Source organism: Aeromonas sp. FDAARGOS 1411 (genome assembly GCF_019047125.1).
GTDB lineage: Bacteria > Pseudomonadota > Gammaproteobacteria > Enterobacterales > Aeromonadaceae > Aeromonas > Aeromonas veronii.
Window position 1 is genome coordinate 4114200 of record NZ_CP077214.1, and the last position, 18612, is coordinate 4132811.

Below are 18612 nucleotides of genomic sequence, written 5' to 3' on the forward strand. Positions count from 1 at the left end.
TTTTATCGGTATGTTATCAAACAGGCGTGAATCGGGTTTTGGGTGACGAATGTGATACATCCTGTTGTCTTTTGAAACATTCCGATTCAAACAGTCATGAATTATTAACCTTGACCCGGATAGCGATTTCAACGATGGTAGCGTGGCAGCTCCGTTTCTCTCCGGTGGCCCTGTTGGCCACTGGCGGCGTTGTTTTTTCATGTGCAGGGCGATATGCAACGACATATCTCCAGCCTGTTATTCGGGCCAATAAAAATAATGATGACAGATTAATAAGGTATATATTGCAATGAGTGTTTCTATTGCTGAAAAGAGTAACCCTGTTTCAAAATTGAAATGGGAGAAAAGCGATTCGGTATGGACCATGGGCCTATATGCCACTGCTGTCGGTGCCGGTACGTTATTTCTCCCTATTACTGTTGGCAGTAATTCCCCGGTTATTTTGCTGTTTATTTTATTGCTGGCTTTTCCGCTTTCTTATTATTCCCATCGGGCATTGAGCCGCTTTGTGCTCTCCAGCTCCCACAAGGAGGGGGATATCACCCATGTGGTGGAGGAGCACTTCGGAGCCAAGGCGGGCAAGCTGTTGATGCTGGTCTATCTGATGGCCTTCTACCCCATCATTCTAGTCTACAGCATCTCCATCACCAACGCGATCCAGAGCTTCGTTGTTCACCAGCTGGGGGATGCCGAGCTTCCGCGCGGCTTGCTGGTGCTGGGGGTGATGCTGGGCCTGCATCTGGTGCTGCTGGCCGGCAAACAGATCGTGGTGTCGGCCATCAGCGTGCTGGCACTGCCCATGGTCGCCTTTCTGATTGGCCTCTCCATCTATCTGCTGCCCCAGTGGAGCCTCTCCTATTTCAGCGAGAGCCAGGCGGTGGATTGGCGGGATCCGGCGTTCTGGAAATCACTCTGGCTGATCGTGCCGGTGATGGTGTTCTCCTTCAGCCATGCGCCCATTATCTCCTCCTTCAGCGCGGCGCAGAAAAAGCGCTGTCAGGAGAGTGCCGACCTGCGTGCCAAGCGGATCATCAAGTGCAGCAGCATGCTGATTTGCGGCAGCGTGCTCTTTTTCGTGGTGAGCTGCGTGATGAGCCTGAGTCAGGCCGAGATGGCGCTGGCCCGCACCGACAATATCTCCGTGCTGTCGGCGCTGGCGAACAAGTTCTCCAATCCGCTGATCGCCTATGTGGGGCCGCTTATCGCCATTCTGGCCATGTCCAAATCTTTCCTCGGCACCTCCATGGGGGTGAGCGAGGGGACGGTGAGCATGGTGAGCGGTGCCTGTCAGGGGCTGGGGCTCTCCCTCAAGGAGTCGACCATCGCCCGGGTGTCATCAGTGATCCTGTTTATGGTGACCGCCGTCATCACCTATCTGAACCCCAACGTGCTCGACATCATCGAGCGCGTCAGTGGCCCGCTGATCGCGGTGATCCTGTTTCTGCTGCCGGCCTGCTCCATCTATCGCTTGCCCGCACTCAAGCGTTATCGCGGGCCGAGTACCCTTTTTGTGTTGGTGATGGGGCTGCTTGCCATCTCGGCCCTTATCTACGATCTGCTTTGACCGGGCGGTATCCCGCACAAATCAAAAAGGGCGACCATCTGGTCGCCCTTTTTCTTTGCCTCTCATTTAGCCGAGCAAACTGGTGGCGCTTTGGCCCGCCATCAGCAGGCCGGCCGCCAGTACGCCGAACCAGACCAGGGTCGCGCTTACCAGCAGATAGCCGCCGGCGACAAACAGACCATCCCGCTGCAGCATGCCAGTAGCCAGCAACAGAATGGCCCAGGCGGGCAGGGCGTTGGTGAAGGGGATGGCGCCAAGGGGCAGCATCAGCAGCAGGGCGGCCAGCATGATCAGCAGGCCGTTGCAGCGGTTGACCGTACTGCTGCCGGTCAGCACCAGCAGGCGCGGGCGGATAACGCGATCGACCCGGGCCAGCAGATCCGCCCCCTTGTGCAAGGTCGGCTTGAGCTGGTCGGCGGCGAAGCGGCGCTCCATCAGCATGGCGGGCAGCCAGGGCACCCGATTGAGGGTGATGCCGATCCCGATAAAGAGGATCAAGAGGCCAAACGGGGTGCTGACGCCGGGGATGGAGACCGGCAACAGGAAGGGGACGGTGAGCAGCACGCAAAACAGCAGCATGCCCTGCTCGCCCACCAGCGCGAGCATCTGGCGCAGGCTGATGTGGCTCTCGTCGATGGCATGCGCGGTGGCCCGCAGGGTATCCGCGAGGGTAGTTGTGGGGTCGTTGAGTTGCGCGGCAACCATTCCCTGATGTCCTTCTGAGTAGTGATAACGGGCCCCGATGACCCGATTTGGCGCCAGCATACGTGGCAGAGGTTAACCGTCGATGAATGGTGGCAGGGGGGCATAGCGGCGCCAGTGGGGCGGGGCGGCAGGGTTCAGGCGAGAGGGAAATCCCGCGATGAAAGTGATCCGGTACAGCCGCCGTTTAGGATGGGCCTAGGACGCCTCTGGTATGCTTTCTGCACAATCACACAGGGAGCAGGGGATGATGATGAAGAGAGCCGGGATAGTGATGATGGGGCTGTTGCTGCCACTGGGGCAGGCCTGGAGTAGCGAGGCCGCGACCACATCCGGTTGGCAGGTGACGCCATTTTTCGGCTACAGCTCAGCCATCGACTTCGAGAAGAGTGACGATGTGGTGCAGCCGGTGCCGCTTTCTGCATCGTTTGATTCACTGCAGGGACAGGGCTCCGGCAGCTGGGGCCTCTTTATCAGCAAGGAGGTGGATGATCCCGGTATGATCGAGCTGCTCTACAGCCATCAGTCCACCACCCTCTCTCCCGACCAGCCGGATCGCCTGACGGTGGATACCCTGCACTTTGCCGGTGCGCTGACCCTCTCTGACAACCTGATGGCGCCCTATATCGGCGCCGGGATCGGGGTGACCCGCTTTGCCGCCTACGACAGCGAGGTGACCCCTTCCATGTCGCTGGCGCTCGGGGTGCAACCGCGCCTCGCCGAGCATCTGGCGCTGCGGGCCGAGGTGCGCGGTTATGGCTCGCTGGTCAACGACAATAACCAGTTTCTCTGCAACCCGGAGCAGTGCGTGTTCAAGGTGCGCGGGGAGCTGGTAACCCAGTGGCAGGCCAATATCGGTCTTACCTTCCGCTTTTAGGCGAGGGGATTTTCCCTATGAAACAGGGGCCATTGGGCCCCTGTTTCAGCAGAAATGTTTCGCCGTGATCGGCAATCAACCTGCAGATCTTCATACCTCCTTGTTAGTCGGCATCGCCCATACCGCGCAGTTTCTGCCCGCCTCCTTGGCGCCATAAAGCGCCTGATCCACCCGTTTGAACAGCGAGACTGCCGGCTCCCTGGGCTCGCGGATCCCCACTCCCAGACTGACCGTCATGGTATGGGCCGGGTCGGGTGCTATGGTGCGGGTCGCAGTGAGCAGGGTGTTGGCCAGTTGCTGTAGCTCGGCTTCGTGGGCTACGGGCAGCAGCAGGGCAAACTCTTCACCCCCGACACGGGCCGCCAGCGCACCGGGCGGGCAGTGCTGTTGCAACAGCTCGCCAAACTGCTGCAACACCCGATCCCCGATATCGTGGCCGTAGTTGTCATTGATCACCTTGAAGTGATCCAGATCCAGCAGGATGAGGGCGTGGCAAATCCCCTGTTCCAGAAACAGCTGCTGATGAAAGTAGCGCCGGTTTGGCAGCCGGGTCAGATCGTCGAACAGTGCCTGCTGTCTGAGCTGGGTATTGATGTGGAAGAGGTGGTGCATGGTGCTCAGGATGCCGATGCTGCTGAGCAGGATGCCGCTGGAGCGCAGCAGATCCTCGGCATAGATGGCGAGCCAGAGTGGCTGCGCCACCAGCTCATCCATGATGTCGGCGGTGGCTCCCATGATCCACAACATCAGACCGCAGGAGAGCATGCGGTAGGTGTGGGTGGGCAGGTGGGCGCACTGCACCACCCAGAACAGGAACAGCATGGTGAGCCAGTTGATCACCTCGAAGCCAAAGCTGACGGCGTAAAAGCGCTCGTAGGGGAAGTGGGGCAGCAGCAACAGATGAAGGGCCATGATGGCCAGCATCACTATCCCCAGCAGCGCGATGTGGGCGCGATGCTCCCGGTCGAGATGACGGTAGTGGGAGAGGCTGATGTCGAGACGATCGAACTGCATGGTGTTCCTCGGATTGGGACTGCCATCAGGTTGCAAACAAGAGGCTGCGTAATGGCATGCCGTGGTCGGATAACAGGAAACGGCTGGTCTGTCAGTGTAAACGAGCGGGCCCGCAGCGCGCGATATCGATGACGTCAGCTTGTGGACTGGCTCAGGGTTTGCGCACTTCTGGTGCGTGAAGTATCGCCTGCCCTGTGACAGGGCGACCCTGGGCAGGTTAGCGCAGCTCATGCGCCAAATTGGTGCGTTGATGATGCGTGATCTTACTAATGCAATGATTTAAAAGGATTTAAATTTGTGGCCCGCTTTATGCTTTTTACATGTCAGACGGTCTCTTGCGGTCATCGGCGGCAGACGCAGTGATGAGGAAGTGGCAAGAGACATCCCCGTGCCGGGCACGGGTGTGATTCTGGCGGGTTGCAGCAACACCTTGCGGTTCGCCACAGATTCAATCAGGGAAACGGAGCCGGTCTTGTACCGGTACGACAGGGAAGGAGAGTGCTCTATGGTCAAAAAATGGATGATGGCGGGTCTGACGATGTTGCCTGCCTTGCTGGTTACCCCAAGTTGGGCCGAAGAGGTCGCTCAGGTACAGGCGGCGGTGGCACCGGTTGCCAGCGTGACAATCAACAAGGGTGACAACACCTGGATGCTGCTCTCGGCGGCGCTGGTGATCCTGATGTCTATCCCCGGTCTGGCCCTCTTCTACGGTGGTCTGGTGCGGGCCAAAAACATGCTGAGCGTGCTGATGCAGGTCTTTACCCTGTTCTGCCTTATCTGCGTGCTCTGGGTGATCTACGGCTATTCGCTGGCCTTTACCGAGGGGGGCAATTTCTATGGCTCCTTCAGCAAGGTGCTGCTCAAGGGGGTGACCCCTGACTCCATCGCCGCCACCTTCAGCAAGGGGGTCGGGATCAGCGAGCTGATCTATGTGGTGTTCCAGGGGGCCTTTGCCGCCATCACCTGCGGCCTTATCGTGGGGGCGTTTGCCGAGCGCATCAAGTTCGCTGCCGTGCTGCTCTTCTCGGTGATCTGGTTCACCTTCGCCTATATCCCGCTGGCTCATATGGTGTGGTACTGGGCGGGTCCGGATGCCTATACCAGCGCCGAGGCTGCGGCCACAGCGACCGCCACTGCCGGCTATCTGTTCCAGCATGGTGCGCTGGACTTTGCAGGCGGCACCGTGGTGCACATCAACGCCGCCGTGGCGGGTCTGGTGGGTGCCTATCTGGTGGGCAAGCGTCTGGGCTACGGTCGTGATCCCATGACCCCCCACAGCCTGACTATGACCATGATCGGTGCCTCCCTGCTCTGGTTCGGCTGGTTCGGTTTCAACGCGGGCTCCGCGCTGGAAGCCAACGGTATCGCCGCACTCGCCTTTATCAACACCTGGGTGGCACCGGCTGCAGCAGCTCTGTCATGGACGTTGGCCGAGTGGGTGATGAAGGGACGTCCCTCCCTGCTGGGGGCAGCCTCTGGTGCGGTGTCCGGTCTGGTGGTGATCACCCCGGCAGCCGGTTTCGTCGGTGTGGGCGGTGGTCTGGTGATGGGCCTTATCAGTGGCGTGGCGGGTCTGTGGGGTGTCCACGGTCTCAAGCGCCTGCTGGGTGCCGATGACAGTCTGGACGTGTTTGGCGTGCACGGGGTGTGCGGCATTCTCGGCGCCCTGCTGACCGGCGTCTTTGCCAGCCCGGATCTGGGCGGCACCGGGGTGTGGGACTATGTCACCAATCAGGTGGCCGAGGGTTACTCCATCCTGACTCAGGTGAAGATCCAGGCTATCGGGGTCGGTGTCACCCTGCTCTGGTCCGGTGCCGTGGCGGCGATTGCCTTCAAGGCGGTCGACATGCTGGTGGGTCTGCGGGTGAACGGTGATGCCGAGCGGGAAGGGCTGGATGTCACCTCCCACGGCGAGAAGGCTTACAGCATGTAATCCCGAATGCCAGACAACAAAAAACCGCCGGGATCGGCGGTTTTTTTATGGCTCTAAAGCTGCAAAGCCTGAGTTCACACGCTTAATTTACGACGGCCACGTTGATGCTGCCATTGCCCTGGGTCATGCGCACACGAGCTCCCGGGGTGAAGGTGGGGCTGGCTTTCTGCACGACCACGATGGCTTCGCCGTTCTCTTTCTTGATCTCCAGCTCGACGCCGTCGACCTGATTCATCTTGTTACCGATGGCGTTGCCTGCCGCCGCACCGGCGATAGCGCCGCCTGCGGCTGCGATGTCGCGTCCGGTGCCGCCACCGACTGTGCTGCCCAGCAGGCCACCGACTACGGCGCCGCCAATGGTGCCAATCAGGGAGTTCTCATCGGCCTGGATCTTCACCGGGCGGGTGGAGATGATGGTGCCGTAGCTGACGGTCTGCACCTGTTTGGCGCGGTCTTTGGTGTAAACATCGCCAGAGTAAACGTCACTGTTGGCGCATCCGGTGATGGTGGTTGCTGCCAGCAGGGCAATAAGGGTCATACGCTTCAACATGGTGGGCCTCCTGGGCTGCACGTAATTTGAACAATCCGGTTGATGAGTGAACTTTACTCCAACCCCGTCACACATGAAATCGGCAAAATGTAACCAATTATGCGTTCTGTAACCGGTTTTGTCCTTGAATCGCAGCTGTACCGGAGAGGGTTTTAACCAGCAGCAGACGGTCTTCTCCGGGGCCGAAATAGTCGGCGACCTCCGCCTGCAATGTGTAACCGAGCCGGTAGTAGAGGCGCTGGGCCGGATTGGCCGGATCGACCGTGAGCCGCAGTTCGCTGATCTGCAGCGCCTGCTGGTTGGCCTCCATCTGGCGCATCATTCGCTCGGCCAGACCAAAACCGCGCGCCTCGGGCAGCACCGCCAGCGAGAGCACCCAGCCTTGCGACCGCTCCTGACCGAATCCCCCCAGCACATAACCCACCAGCTGCCCCTCGTATTCGGCCACCAGCAACAACTCGGGCCACAAATCCATCGCCTGACGGAAGAAGAAGGCGGGATAGACATCTTCGCCAAACACCTTGGCATCGATCTGCCAGATGGCGTGCATGTCATTGTGGGTAGCGGTGCGTAGCAGGGGCGGGTTGTGGTGCATCAGGACTCCATCGGCAGCAAAGGATCGGCAACGCCGCTGACCTTGGGGTCAACGGCAGAAAAGGAGTCATAGGGTAGTGGTCATCCCCTGCCGGATGCAAGGGATTGGCGGTTATGGCGGCAGGGGGCGGCTCTGGGGCAGTTTGGGAGCCTTGCGCAAGCCGTCGAGCAGATGGCGAAGGGTGAGCCAGGGGTGGCGCAGTAACATGCGCGGGCCGCTCCACTTCATCACCTGCTGGATCTGTTTGCGCATCGCCGGGGCGTAGCAGTGGATATTGCAGTTGGCGCAGGTGGGTTTGTGGCCGTGGCCATAACGGCAGCGACGAAGGCGCTGATGGGCGAAATCCCGCAACTGGCGACAGTGGCGGCAATGGGGATCCTGATGATGGTGCTGGCAGTAGAGGCGGATCATGGCGCTGACCGTCTGCTGCTCGCGCATGAGTCTGGGATGGTCACTCGCCTTTTTGCTGGCTGCGGCGTGTGAGCCCCGGGCTGGGCTGGCATGATGACTTTTCATGGCCGCCATTCTCCTGACCTGCTCGCTTTGGGTGTTGATACAGGTCAAAAGGGGGGATAAAAAACAGGGCCCGCAGGCCCTGTGTTATCAGATGAGGCTGGTTGCCTGCTCCAGCCAGGCGAGATCCTCGCCTTCTAGCAGCGGGCTCAGGCGGCGGAACACCTCGACATGGTATTCGTTGATCCAGCGGAATTCGGCCGGGCTCAGCAGGCTGCGGTCGATCAGGCGGGTATCGAACGGCACGTAGGTCAGACGCTCGAAGCCCAGCATCGGCAGCTCGCCAACCTGTTCCAGCTCGGTCACGACTACCAGGTTCTCGCAACGGATGCCAAAGCCATCTTCACGGTAGTAGCCCGGCTCGTTGGAGAGCACCATGCCCGGTTGCAGGGCAACCATGCTCCCTTTCGGCGCGATGCGCTGGGGTCCTTCGTGGACACTCAGGAAGTGGCCGACGCCGTGGCCGGTGCCGTGGTCGTAGTTGTAACCGGCTTGCCACAGCGGCATGCGGGCCAGCACGTCGAGCTGGATACCGGCGGTGCCGCGCGGGAAGCGGGCCTGATCCAGCGCGATATGGCCCTGCAGTACTCGGGTAAACATCGCCTTCTGCTCGTCGCTCACCTCACCCACCTTGATGGTGCGGGTGATGTCGGTGGTGCCATCCATATACTGGGCGCCGGAGTCCAGCAGATAGAGGCTGTCCTGACCGAACGCACGGGGGGTGCCATTGGTATGGTGGTAGTGGCACATGGCTGCGTTGGGGCCGAGCGCGGAGATGGTATCGAAGCTCGGCTCGACGTAGTGCTCCTGCTCGCGGCGGAACGCTTCCACCTGATCGGCCAGGGTGCCTTCATCCACCCCCTCGAACTCGCCGGAGGCGACCAGCCGATCCAGCCAGGCGAGGAAGCGGGTCATGGCCACGCCATCGCGCAGGTGAGCGGCACGCATGCCGGTCAGCTCGATCTCGTTCTTGCACGCTTTCGGCAGCATGGTGGGGTCTTGCCCTGCCACCAGAATGGCGCCCGCCTCTTCCATGACGAGCTGGGTCCAAGCGTTGGCGCTGTCCGGATCGGCCAGCACCTTCTGCTGATCTTCACCGATGCGCTGCAGCACGTCGCCCAGCTTGTCGATGGGGTAGACGGAGACATCCTGCCCCACGTGCTGGGTAAAGGCGAAGCAGTCAATTTTGTCGGTATCGACGAAGAAATCCATGCTGGTGTTGGCGTAGAGCACTGCAAAGCCCAGCACCACCGGCAGCCGGTCGATATCGCGGCCACGCAGGTTGAGCAGCCAGTTGATGGGCTCGGCCTGGGTCAGCAGCACGGCATCCAGCCCGCGCTTGCGCAGGTCGGCCGCCAGCTGTTCACGTTTGGACTGGCTGGACTGGCCCGCCAGCTCCTCGCTGTAGAGGATGACCGGGCTCTTGGTCGGCTCCGGGCGATCGCTCCAGTTCAGGTCGATGGGGTTCTGCTCGACGCGGATCAGCTCGATACCGCGATCGGCCAGCACGGCTTTGGCATTCTTGTACCAGGTCAGGCTGTGCAGGCGGGCATCAAAGCCAACCCGGGAGCCTGACGGCAGCTGCTCGGCCAGCCACTGCACATGAGGATTTTCAATGAGGTGGAGGAATTCGAACAGTTCGGCGGGGGTTTGCATCCGCGCCTGCACCGTATAGCGACCATCGACAAAGAGGGCTGCCCGCTGGGCCATGATGATGGCGACCCCGGCAGAGCCGTTGAAACCGGTGATCCAGTCAAGCCGCTCGGCATAGGCGGGGATGTACTCGCCGAGGTGCTCATCATCGTGGGGGACGATAAATGCGTCCAACTCCTGCATGGCCAGCTCGGCCCTGACTTGGGCGACGCGGGTTTCAATTATCTCGAAATTATTCATGTCGTTAGTGCCAGATGGTTGCTATATGAGTGTTCAGTTTTTATGGCCGCTGGCCAGGATCCGCTTGATCGACTGACCCGCTGCTTCGATATGCTGCCTGAGCAGCACCACCGCCTCGTGCTTGCGCCGGGCGCGGCACAGTTCCAGCAATTGGGCGTGTTCACGCTCCGCCTTGTCCACCCCGTCGCTGGCAAACAGCAGCTCGAAGCGGACATAGCGGTCACAGCTCAGATTGATCTGGGCGATCAGTTCAAGTGCCTGGGGGCGACCGGCTGCCTGATAGAGGGTGGCGTGAAAGCTGTGGTTCAACTCGGCCCAATGTTCGATCTGGGTGCCTGACTCCAGGGCGTGATCAAACTGGGCGAGGATCGCCTCCGCTTGTGCGAAGGTGGCTTCCGTCATCTTGTCGACGGCGTGAAACAGGGTATCGGCTTCCAGCAGCGCTCGCAAATAAAAGAGCTCTTCAATGGCCGAGGCGTCCAGCATGGTGACCACGGCGCCGCGATGGGCTTCGAACTTCACCAGCCCCTGCGCTTCCAGCTGCATCAGGGCTTCGCGCACCGGGATGCGGCTCACGGCCAGCTCTTTGGCGATGGCATCCTGACGCAAGGGGGCGCCAGCGGGGAACTCCCCACGGAGGATCCGGCCACGGAGGTTTTCCATCACCATCTGGGTTCGGGTCTTGTAGGGTGGGGTCATGGTCGGGTCACGATTGCGCGTTACAGAATTGTATATTGTATAAAGTTTGGCTGAATCTAACCTGTCACAATGGGCAAAGGCAAGGTTTTGGCCCCTTTAACGGGGGCGATGGCGGCGTTCGGCGCTCCACAAAAACAAAAATGCCGGTCAGCGTGGCTGACCGGCATGATGTCACTGATACGAAGCGAGCCTGTTACAGCTGCGGGCCTGCCGCAACCAGACGTTTGCCTTCGTCATTATCGGTGAAGCGCTCGAAGTTCTTGATGAAGCGCCCTGCCAGATCGACGGCCTTGGCATCCCACTCGGCCTTGTCGGCATAAGTGTCGCGCGGGTCGAGGATCGCCGGGTTCACATCGTGCAGCGCGGTCGGGATCTCCAGATTGAAGATCGGCAGCACCTTGGTCTCGGCCTTCTCGATGGAGCCATCCAGGATGGCGTCGATGATGGCGCGGGTATCCTTGATGGAGATGCGCTTGCCGGTGCCATTCCAGCCGGTGTTGACCAGATAGGCTTCTGCACCTGCCGCTTCCATCCGTTTCACCAGCTCCTGACCGTACTTGGTCGGGTGCAGGGAGAGGAAGGCTGCGCCGAAGCAGGAGGAGAAGGTCGGAGTCGGCTCTGTGATGCCGCGCTCGGTACCGGCCAGTTTGGCGGTGAAGCCAGACAGGAAGTGGTACTTGGTCTGCTCCTTGGTCAGTTTTGAGACCGGAGGCAGCACGCCGAAGGCATCGGCAGTCAGGAAGATCACCTTGGTGGCGTGACCTGCCTTGGAGACCGGCTTGACGATGTTGTCGATGTGATAGATGGGGTAGGAGACGCGGGTGTTCTCGGTCTTGGAGCCATCATCGAAGTCGATGGTGCCATCGGCAGCAACGGTCACGTTCTCCAGCAGCGCATCGCGACGGATGGCGTGGTAGATATCCGGCTCGGCCTCTTCGGAGAGCTTGATGGTCTTGGCGTAGCAGCCCCCTTCGAAGTTGAACACGCCGTGGTCATCCCAGCCATGCTCGTCATCGCCGATCAGCTGACGCTTGGGATCGGTGGAGAGGGTGGTCTTGCCGGTGCCGGAGAGGCCGAAGAAGATGGCGACGTCGCCGTCCTGACCCACGTTGGCGGAGCAGTGCATGGAGGCAATGCCGCGCAGGGGCAGGAAGTAGTTCATCATGGAGAACATGCCCTTCTTCATCTCGCCACCGTACCAGGTGCCACCGATGAGCTGCATCTTCTCGGTCATGTTGAAGGCAACAAAGTTCTCGGAGTTGAGACCCTGCTCCTTCCAGTTCGGGTTGGTGCACTTGGCACCGTTCATCACCACGAAGTCAGGCTTGAAGGTTTTCAGCTCTTCATCACTCGGGCGGATGAACATGTTTTTCACGAAGTGTGCCTGCCAGGCCACCTCGGTGATGATGCGCACGGCCAGGCGGGTATCCGGGTTGGCACCGCAGAAACCGTCGACTACAAACAGGCGCTTGCCGGAGAGCTGTTTGGTGACCAGCCCTTTCAGATGTGACCACACTTCCGGGGTAATCGCTTTGTTATCGTTTTTACCCTGGTCAGACCACCACACAGTATCCTGGGTAGTGGCATCTTTGACGATATATTTATCTTTCGGGGAGCGACCGGTGAAGATACCGGTGTTTACGTTGACGGCGCCCAGCTCGGTCACCACACCGCGCTCGAACCCTTCCAGGTCAGGGCGTGTCTCTTCGGCGAAAAGCTGCTCGTAAGAGGGGTTGCGAACGATTTCTTGGCTGTTTTTGATGCCGTACTGGTCCAGTCCTAATTGTTGGGCCAGGGTGGGTTCTGCCACGATTGTCATTGTATTCTCCTGGGTTCAGAGGTTGGTAGGGTTCTATCTGACGGTCATCCTATCACTTAGGTGGTAGAGTTTAGCGATCGCCATCAAACTTTATAAAATAGGGTATTTTTTTGTTATTAAAGTTAAAGGCGGGTTTTGCCCGCCTTTAATTAGTGTAACTGGTTTGCATCATTGCCGGGAGCCCTGCTGAACAGGGTTTCGACATCGATCCCATTAAATTGGTACTGGGCGCCGCAATAATCACAGTGCATGTCGATCTTGCCGAGCTCCTGCACCATCTCCATCACCTCTTCCTTTTCTATCTGCAACAGGGCCCCTTCGCAGCGCTCGCGGGAGCAGGTGCAGCGGAACTCGACCGCCTGCGGATCGAACACCCGCACCTTGTCCTGATGGTAGAGACGGTAGAGGATCTCTTCTGCCTGCAGGCCGAACAGCTCTTCATCCTTGATGGTGCTGGTGAGCTGGGTCAGGTGATCGAAATCGTTGCTGTGATCCTCGCTCTGGGCTGGCAGCTCCTGCAGCATGATGCCGGCAGCGCGCGGCGCACCTTCGTGATAGCCGGTGCGGATCCACAGCTTGGTGGCCAGCTGTTCGGAGCGGGCGAAGTAGTGCTCCAGGCAGCCCGCCAGGGTGTCGGCATCCAGCGCGATGATGCCCTGATAGCGCTCGCCCTGCTCCGGGGTGATGGTGATGATCAGCTGGCCGTTGCCAATCAGGCTCTGCAGCTTGCCATCGCTCGGCAGCTCGCCTTCATAGCGGGCCACGCCGCGCAGCTGCTGGTTGTTGTCACCGTTGATCACGGCCAGCCGCACCGGGCCATCGCCCTGCAGTTGCACCGTGATGGAGCCTTCAAACTTGAGGGTGGCGGTCAGCAGGCTGGTGGCGACCAGCAGCTCGCCCAGCAGTTTTTGCACCTGCACCGGGTAGTTCTGGGCTTCCACTACGTGGCGGTAGGTGTGATCCAGCTGGACCAGCTCGCCACGTACTTCGTACTCTTCAAACAGATAGCGATACAGCAGATCTTGGTTGCTCATCATATGTTCCTGGGTTCTTCGGTGAGGTAAATCGGGCGGGCTGGGGTTGATGCCAGCCCGGTATCAAATCGGGGTCGGTCAGTACTGTTTGACCTTGAGCAACTGGCGTCGCTCCTGCTTGTCGGGACGGCGCTCGGGGCTGGGGGCAAACTGGCTGTTGAAGCGGCGCGCCTCGCTGTTCTCGGCCCGTTTTTTCAGGCTCTCGGCGGTCTCTTCATAGAGCTGCTGGGCCAGCGGGGCCGATTTGCGCTGCTCGCTCAAGGCCAGCACCCGCACTTCGCGTTCATCCTGCCCCTGCCAGAAGCGGATCAATGCACCCACTTCCACCTGTTTGCCCGGTTTGCTGCGCTGACCATTGTAGTGCACCTTGCCCCCGTCTATCTGATCCCGCGCAATGGAGCGGGTCTTGTAGAAACGGGCTGCCCACAACCACTTGTCGAGACGAACCTCGAGGGCACTTTCTGCATGATTGGGCATGAACAGGCTCCATAACGGGGAAAAGAGGTGGTCGATTATACCAGAGCACGGGGTCGGGATAGAAACCGGGCAGCCGCCGTGCGGGGCGCAAACCATGTCAAGGTGATGCAACATATGGGCAGTTTGCTGATTCACAAGGGAAAGCCGCTGCTTTATCGGGTATTCATGGGGGCAGGGAGGGGCCTCCATACCGCACATATAAAGCTGCCGCCCCGGTTGGGGGCGGCAGCGTTCACATCCGTTGACCACTGCTTAGTCAGAAGTGATCGTGCTGATCCGGCTTCTTCTGGTCGTGGGGGCCTTCGCTGTGGGCGATGGCGGTGCGGATCAGATCAACCCCGGCGCGGATAATCAGCACCCCCATGTTGACCAGCTTGACGCAGACCCACATGAAGGTGATGAGCAGGATCAGCTTGAGCACGGTCTGGAACGCTTCCAGGAAGTTCTGCTCCAGCTGGGCGGTCAGGCCGTTGGCGCTGGTCATCAGCCAGGTGTAGACCTCGCGCACGAACGGGATGCGGCTTGGCATCTCCAGTACATCCAGTGCGGCAGGGAGCGCCTGGAAGATGACGATGCTGCCGAACAGGATCAAAATGACACCGATGGCGATGCCGAGGAAAAAGCCGAACTGTCTCATGGAGGGCTCCAGCGTTTGCTGCATGAAATTGAAGATAGCCGCCAATAGTAGGGAGTGCCCTGCTTCATCGCAATCTTCCGTGTACCGCCAGCGCGGCGGGAACGGCGGCGATCCGGCCGCTACCGTTGCCCAACTATCTGATTTCTGGGAGGCTTGTCGCCATTGTGCATAGGGAAAGCAAATTGATGTCGAGAACCCTCTTTTTACTCTTGCTGGCGCTGTTTGCCGCTCTGCCAGCCCTGAGTGCCGAATCGGCAGCCCCCACGGCAGCGGCCTGCGCCATCCGCCATCAGGATCAACTGCTGCTTGTGCAGGATCGCATCTCCTCCCGCTACAGCCTGAGCGGCGGCTACATAGATGGCGACGAGAGCCCGCAGCAGGCGGCGCTGCGCGAGCTGCATGAAGAGACCGGCCTGCGCGGGGAAATCGTCGCGGAGCTTGGCCGCTGGCAGAAAGCGCAGGTTTTTGCCTGCCGCACTCTTGAGCCTATCGTCGCGCAGCAAGATTCCGATTTTGTCTCGCTGCTGCAAGCCCCCAATCTGGGTGGCGAGATCCTAAATGCCCGCTTGATCGCGGTGGACAAGCTCCCCCGCGCACAGCGCCGCTTCCCGGAGCAGCTCGACTGGCTGCAATCCCGACTGGATAAGGTGCCCGAGAGCGAGGTGCGCTGGCAGGCCGATTTTGTGGCGCAGGGCAATGCGCTGCATCAGGCCGAGATCCCGCTGATGCTGCGGCTGCAACAGTGGCTGGGGCCCGATGTCTGGTGGCTGTCGGTCAGCAATCTGTTTGGTTCAGGCGGCTTTCAGCTTGCCCTGATACCTTTGCTGCTCCCGCTGCTGGGGTGGCCGCGACTGCGCCAGCTGCTGTTCGCCATGCTCTGGCTCGGCTTGCTGGTGCAGGCGAGCAAGGAGGGGATCGGCTGGCCGCGTCCCTTCCATCTGCAACCTGAACTGGCGACTCACAGTGCCCAGGGCTTTGGCATGCCGAGCGGTCACACCGCATCGGCCCTGCTGTTCTGGGGGGCGCTGCTTGGCTGGCTCTGGCCTGCCCGGCGCGGACAGGCCTACTCGCTGGCGCTGACCACCGGTCTGGCGCGGGTCTGGCTCGGGGTGCACTTTATCTCCGATGTGGCGGTTGGCCTGCTGATTGGCGCCTTGCTGCTGGCCGCGCGTCCCTGCTGGCGTGCCGACAGGCAGTCGGCGGCTTGGCTGCTGCTGATTGCATCTGCGCTGGCGCTCGGGGGGCTGACCCAGTCGGCCCATCTGACCGGGATCGGCATGGCGGCCCTCGGGCTCTGGGTTGGCGGTTTGCGCTCCCTGACTCGCGGCGGTTATCCCCCCATTGTGACCGGCGCGGTCACGCTGGCGGGGGGCGCTCTGATCGGGGCGGGGCTCTGGGCATTGCCGCTGTTGACCAGTAGTTCGCTCACGATCCTGCTTGGTCAGTTTGTGCTCTTTTTCGGGCTGGGGCTCTGGTTGAGCGCTGGCCTCTGGTGGATACTCTCTTTCTTGAAATGCGACACTCGACCCAAGGGCAACGGCTCTGACAAGGGAACTCTATGAATGTGAAAAAAGTGGATTTGGCCAAGATAACCCTGGGGGTGCTGTTTCTCAGCATCCTGATTATCTCCTGTTTCCTGGTGTTGCAGCCCTTCCTGCCTGCGCTGGTGTGGGCCACCATGATCACCATCGCCACCTGGCCGCTGATGTTGATGGTGCAGCGCCTGTTGTGGGGCAAGCGCACCCTGGCGGCCCTCTTTATGACGCTGGTGTTGCTGCTGATGTTTGTCATCCCGCTCTTTATGACGCTGGCCAATGTGGCGGAGAAGGCCCCCATGCTGATCGAGCTGGGTACCCATATCAGCCAGTCACCGCCGCCGGAGCTGCTCTGGTTGCAACAGATCCCGCTGGTGGGCGACAAGCTCTATGACTTCTGGCAGCAAATTCTGGCGAGCGGTGGTCAGGTGCTGTTTGCCAAGCTGGCCCCCTATTTCGGCCAGACCGCCCGCTGGCTGGCCTCTCAGGCGGGTAATCTGGGGCTGCTGTTCGTCCACTTCCTGCTGACGGTCGGTATCTGCGGGGTGCTCTATCACTCGGGTGAAGTGGTGGCGACCGGCATTCGCCGCTTCGCCCACCGGCTGGCGGGCCAGCGTGGCGACAATGCCACCGTGCTGGCTTCACAGGCGATCCGTGCCGTGGCGATGGGCGTGGTGGTGACCGCTCTGGTGCAATCCTCGGTAGCCGGTGTCGGCCTGCTGATTGCCGGTATCCCCTACGCCATGGTGCTGGTGGTGGTGATGTTCCTGCTGATCGTCGCCCAGATCGGCCCCTTCCCGGTGCTGTTGGCCTGTATCGGCTACCTCTACTGGAGCGGTGACACCACCTGGGGCACCTTCCTGCTGGTGTGGTCACTGATTGCGGGCACCATGGACAACTTCCTGCGCCCCTTCCTGATCAAGCGGGGCGCCGACTTGCCGCTCATCCTCATTCTGGTGGGGGTAATCGGTGGCTTGCTGACCATGGGGATCATCGGTCTCTTTATCGGCCCCGTGGTGCTGGCGGTGGGCTACACCCTGCTGGATGCCTGGATCAAGGAAGATGACCAACCGGCGACCGCTGCGGTTGAAGCGCCCAAGGCCCAATAACGATTCAGTAAAAAGACGATTCGGTAACAAGATGAATCAGTCACCATCGCTGATGCAAAGAGCCGCCCATAAGGGCGGCTCTTTTATTTGTGGCGATTATGATTATGGCGATCGTGTCGGATTGGCAGATCCGCGCCAACCTGCATATCCCACATATTACCGTCCCATGTAGGTTCGATTACGCTTCACGTTCAATCGAACTTACATGGGTACTTTCAGCTACTCAAAGCCAAGTTCGTGCCGCATGGTAAAAATAATCTTATTCCGTGTATCTACTAAAGAGATACCCAAGTTCGTCATTTTGGCTTTACTCTGCGTCTCAAAATTAAATTGTCCCGAAATAAATGATTCCATCGTCATAGATGCTCTAATCTCTGCCAGCATTTGAGGTTGAAGGCGTATCATTTCTTGGTAGGTACTTTCAAACGCATCGAGTAAAAGAGTCAGCTCTTTACTACAGACAATCCTTAAGCTAATGAGTTCATTTGTCGCCTTTTGAAATCCTTCATTTATACTCTTTGTAAAGTCATTAAGAGTTTGTTGGTATTCGACAATAGCCTCTGGTGAAGTGTTAGACTCATACAGTTTTCTTGTCGCATTAGGAAACGTTTCAGTTAAATATTTATCGTAGTCTTGACCTGCTAGTCGAGCAGCCTCTTCGATTTTCTTAAAATATCCCTGATACTCAGTTTTTCTAGTGTCAAATAATTTCTCTTCACGCTCACGCTTAACTTTGTATTTGTGTAACAAAAGTGGAAAAAGTCCTGAGGATAAGAGTACCATAAATGCTGGGATAATAAATTTTGGCTCAATCCACATCAAGGTGGTAGAGCATACTTCTTCCATAGCCAAATTTCCTCCTAAGGGATCTGATTGATATTTGGTTAAAGGGTGGGAATATAACAAAGTTAGCGTATAAGCAAAACAGTGTGTTGACATCCCTATTTATGTTTTAATCTCCCCAAACTTTTAAGTTACCACTACGCCATAACTCTCCATCCCAAGACAGTACATCAGCAAGATATTTACACATAGGATGCTGACGATAACGTGGGGTATAATCCTTTTTATACCAATTATTGATAAGGGTGATAGGTTTTGGTAGTGATATTTTTTTCATCTCGTTTAGTTCTGGTTGCCAGAAATATATTATCATTGACTCGGCCATTTCCAAATAGTATCTAGATGCCTCATCAGGGTATTGAATTTTTCCGATCCAGAATTTTTTGTCTCGGTTGATGTTATGGAGTTTATGATGGGATTTAAATCTCCTAATAAAACTCCCCTCAGTAATTCCGCAGTATTGGATTGTCTCTTCTCGCTTGTGTTTTAATTTTCCAGTCGCAAGATAAAGACCATCTCCTAAGTCTGGATTACTTTCTATCTCATCATAAGAAAATGGGCCACGCCAATTAACAATAACTGTAGTATGGGAACTCATATTTACTCCAAATAAAACGTAACAGTGATAATGTTCAACGTGATAACAATCCTTTACTAGATTTTTCCATATAACTTCAAGTCTTCGGAGAGCAATCTAATAAAAATTGGACGGCAGTCGTTTTCTCTTTTCATCCTCTTTTGACTCTCTGTTTTGCAGTAGGGGAAAAATACATTTATGGCACGGCAATGGAAAGCGTTACCCAGATTCGGCATCTTGA

General features: G+C 58.5%; 18 protein-coding genes. 5 read left to right on the forward strand and 13 right to left on the reverse strand.

Translation table 11 applies throughout. The annotated features are described in order from the left end of the window. Positions 1–289: 289 nt before the first annotated feature. Entirely contained in the window at positions 290–1564 is a 1275-nt protein-coding gene (locus I6L41_RS18730; RefSeq protein ID WP_005340121.1) for an amino acid permease, read from the forward strand. 66 nt (positions 1565–1630) lie between these two features. Here I6L41_RS18730 and I6L41_RS18735 read toward each other — a convergent pair whose 3' ends face one another. Next, positions 1631–2269 (reverse strand): exopolysaccharide biosynthesis protein, encoded by a 639-nt coding sequence (locus I6L41_RS18735; protein ID WP_216960589.1) that lies wholly within the window; start codon positions 2267–2269, stop codon positions 1631–1633. Between the two features lie 250 nt (positions 2270–2519). On the opposite strand from I6L41_RS18735, the gene I6L41_RS18740 reads away from it, so the two are divergent. Continuing rightward, entirely contained in the window at positions 2520–3143 is a 624-nt protein-coding gene (locus I6L41_RS18740) for an outer membrane beta-barrel protein (protein WP_031227913.1), read from the forward strand. Between the two features lie 90 nt (positions 3144–3233). On the opposite strand, the gene I6L41_RS18745 is transcribed toward I6L41_RS18740, so the two are convergent. Next, positions 3234–4157 (reverse strand): GGDEF domain-containing protein, encoded by a 924-nt coding sequence (locus I6L41_RS18745; protein WP_216960593.1) that lies wholly within the window; start codon positions 4155–4157, stop codon positions 3234–3236. Positions 4158–4662: 505 nt separating this feature from the next. Here I6L41_RS18745 and amt point away from each other — a divergent pair. Further along, positions 4663–6090, forward strand: a complete 1428-nt coding sequence (gene amt, locus I6L41_RS18750) for an ammonium transporter (protein ID WP_216960596.1) — start codon at positions 4663–4665, stop codon at positions 6088–6090. Between the two features lie 82 nt (positions 6091–6172). Here the strand turns inward: amt and I6L41_RS18755 are convergent, their stop codons facing one another. The 9 genes from I6L41_RS18755 to I6L41_RS18795 form a co-directional block, all read right to left on the reverse strand. Then, positions 6173–6640: a glycine zipper 2TM domain-containing protein gene (locus tag I6L41_RS18755; RefSeq protein WP_005340126.1), complete on the reverse strand. Its 468-nt coding sequence runs from the start codon at positions 6638–6640 to the stop codon at positions 6173–6175. A 97-nt stretch (positions 6641–6737) separates the two neighbouring features. Next, complete coding sequence (locus I6L41_RS18760; RefSeq protein ID WP_005340127.1) at positions 6738–7235, reverse strand: GNAT family N-acetyltransferase; 498 nt, start codon at positions 7233–7235, stop codon at positions 6738–6740. Positions 7236–7346: 111 nt separating this feature from the next. Beyond that, the gene (locus I6L41_RS18765) at positions 7347–7751 is read right to left on the reverse strand and encodes a nitrous oxide-stimulated promoter family protein (RefSeq protein WP_005356534.1); all 405 of its coding nucleotides are present in this window, start codon (positions 7749–7751) and stop codon (positions 7347–7349) included. Positions 7752–7838: 87 nt separating this feature from the next. Further along, positions 7839–9641, reverse strand: a complete 1803-nt coding sequence (locus I6L41_RS18770; RefSeq protein WP_005355029.1) for an aminopeptidase P family protein — start codon at positions 9639–9641, stop codon at positions 7839–7841. A 33-nt stretch (positions 9642–9674) separates the two neighbouring features. Continuing rightward, entirely contained in the window at positions 9675–10340 is a 666-nt protein-coding gene (locus tag I6L41_RS18775; RefSeq protein WP_005340138.1) for a GntR family transcriptional regulator, read from the reverse strand. Between the two features lie 193 nt (positions 10341–10533). Next, on the reverse strand, positions 10534–12159 hold the full coding sequence (gene pckA / locus I6L41_RS18780; protein ID WP_005340139.1) for a phosphoenolpyruvate carboxykinase (ATP): 1626 nt from the start codon (positions 12157–12159) through the stop codon (positions 10534–10536). Positions 12160–12308: 149 nt separating this feature from the next. Beyond that, positions 12309–13193 carry an Hsp33 family molecular chaperone HslO gene (gene hslO, locus I6L41_RS18785; RefSeq protein WP_005340140.1) on the reverse strand — a complete coding sequence of 295 codons (885 nt, stop codon included), beginning with the start codon at positions 13191–13193 and terminating at the stop codon, positions 12309–12311. 78 nt (positions 13194–13271) lie between these two features. After that, positions 13272–13670 (reverse strand): ribosome-associated heat shock protein Hsp15, encoded by a 399-nt coding sequence (gene hslR, locus I6L41_RS18790; RefSeq protein WP_005340141.1) that lies wholly within the window; start codon positions 13668–13670, stop codon positions 13272–13274. A gap of 256 nt (positions 13671–13926) precedes the next feature. Continuing rightward, complete coding sequence (locus tag I6L41_RS18795; protein ID WP_005340143.1) at positions 13927–14307, reverse strand: hypothetical protein; 381 nt, start codon at positions 14305–14307, stop codon at positions 13927–13929. A 185-nt stretch (positions 14308–14492) separates the two neighbouring features. Between I6L41_RS18795 and I6L41_RS18800 the strand changes: the two genes are divergently transcribed. Both I6L41_RS18800 and ydiK read left to right on the forward strand, forming a co-directional pair. Next, entirely contained in the window at positions 14493–15869 is a 1377-nt protein-coding gene (locus tag I6L41_RS18800; protein ID WP_216960598.1) for a phosphatase PAP2 family protein, read from the forward strand. Next, positions 15866–16951 carry an AI-2E family transporter YdiK gene (ydiK, locus tag I6L41_RS18805; protein ID WP_005356525.1) on the forward strand — a complete coding sequence of 362 codons (1086 nt, stop codon included), beginning with the start codon at positions 15866–15868 and terminating at the stop codon, positions 16949–16951. The genes I6L41_RS18800 and ydiK overlap by 4 nt, the downstream gene beginning before the upstream one ends. A 219-nt stretch (positions 16952–17170) precedes the next feature. Here ydiK and I6L41_RS18810 read toward each other — a convergent pair whose 3' ends face one another. Beyond that, complete coding sequence (locus I6L41_RS18810; RefSeq protein ID WP_216960601.1) at positions 17171–17797, reverse strand: hypothetical protein; 627 nt, start codon at positions 17795–17797, stop codon at positions 17171–17173. Between the two features lie 106 nt (positions 17798–17903). Further along, on the reverse strand, positions 17904–18392 hold the full coding sequence (locus I6L41_RS18815) for a hypothetical protein (protein WP_201913430.1): 489 nt from the start codon (positions 18390–18392) through the stop codon (positions 17904–17906). Positions 18393–18612 lie beyond the last annotated feature (220 nt).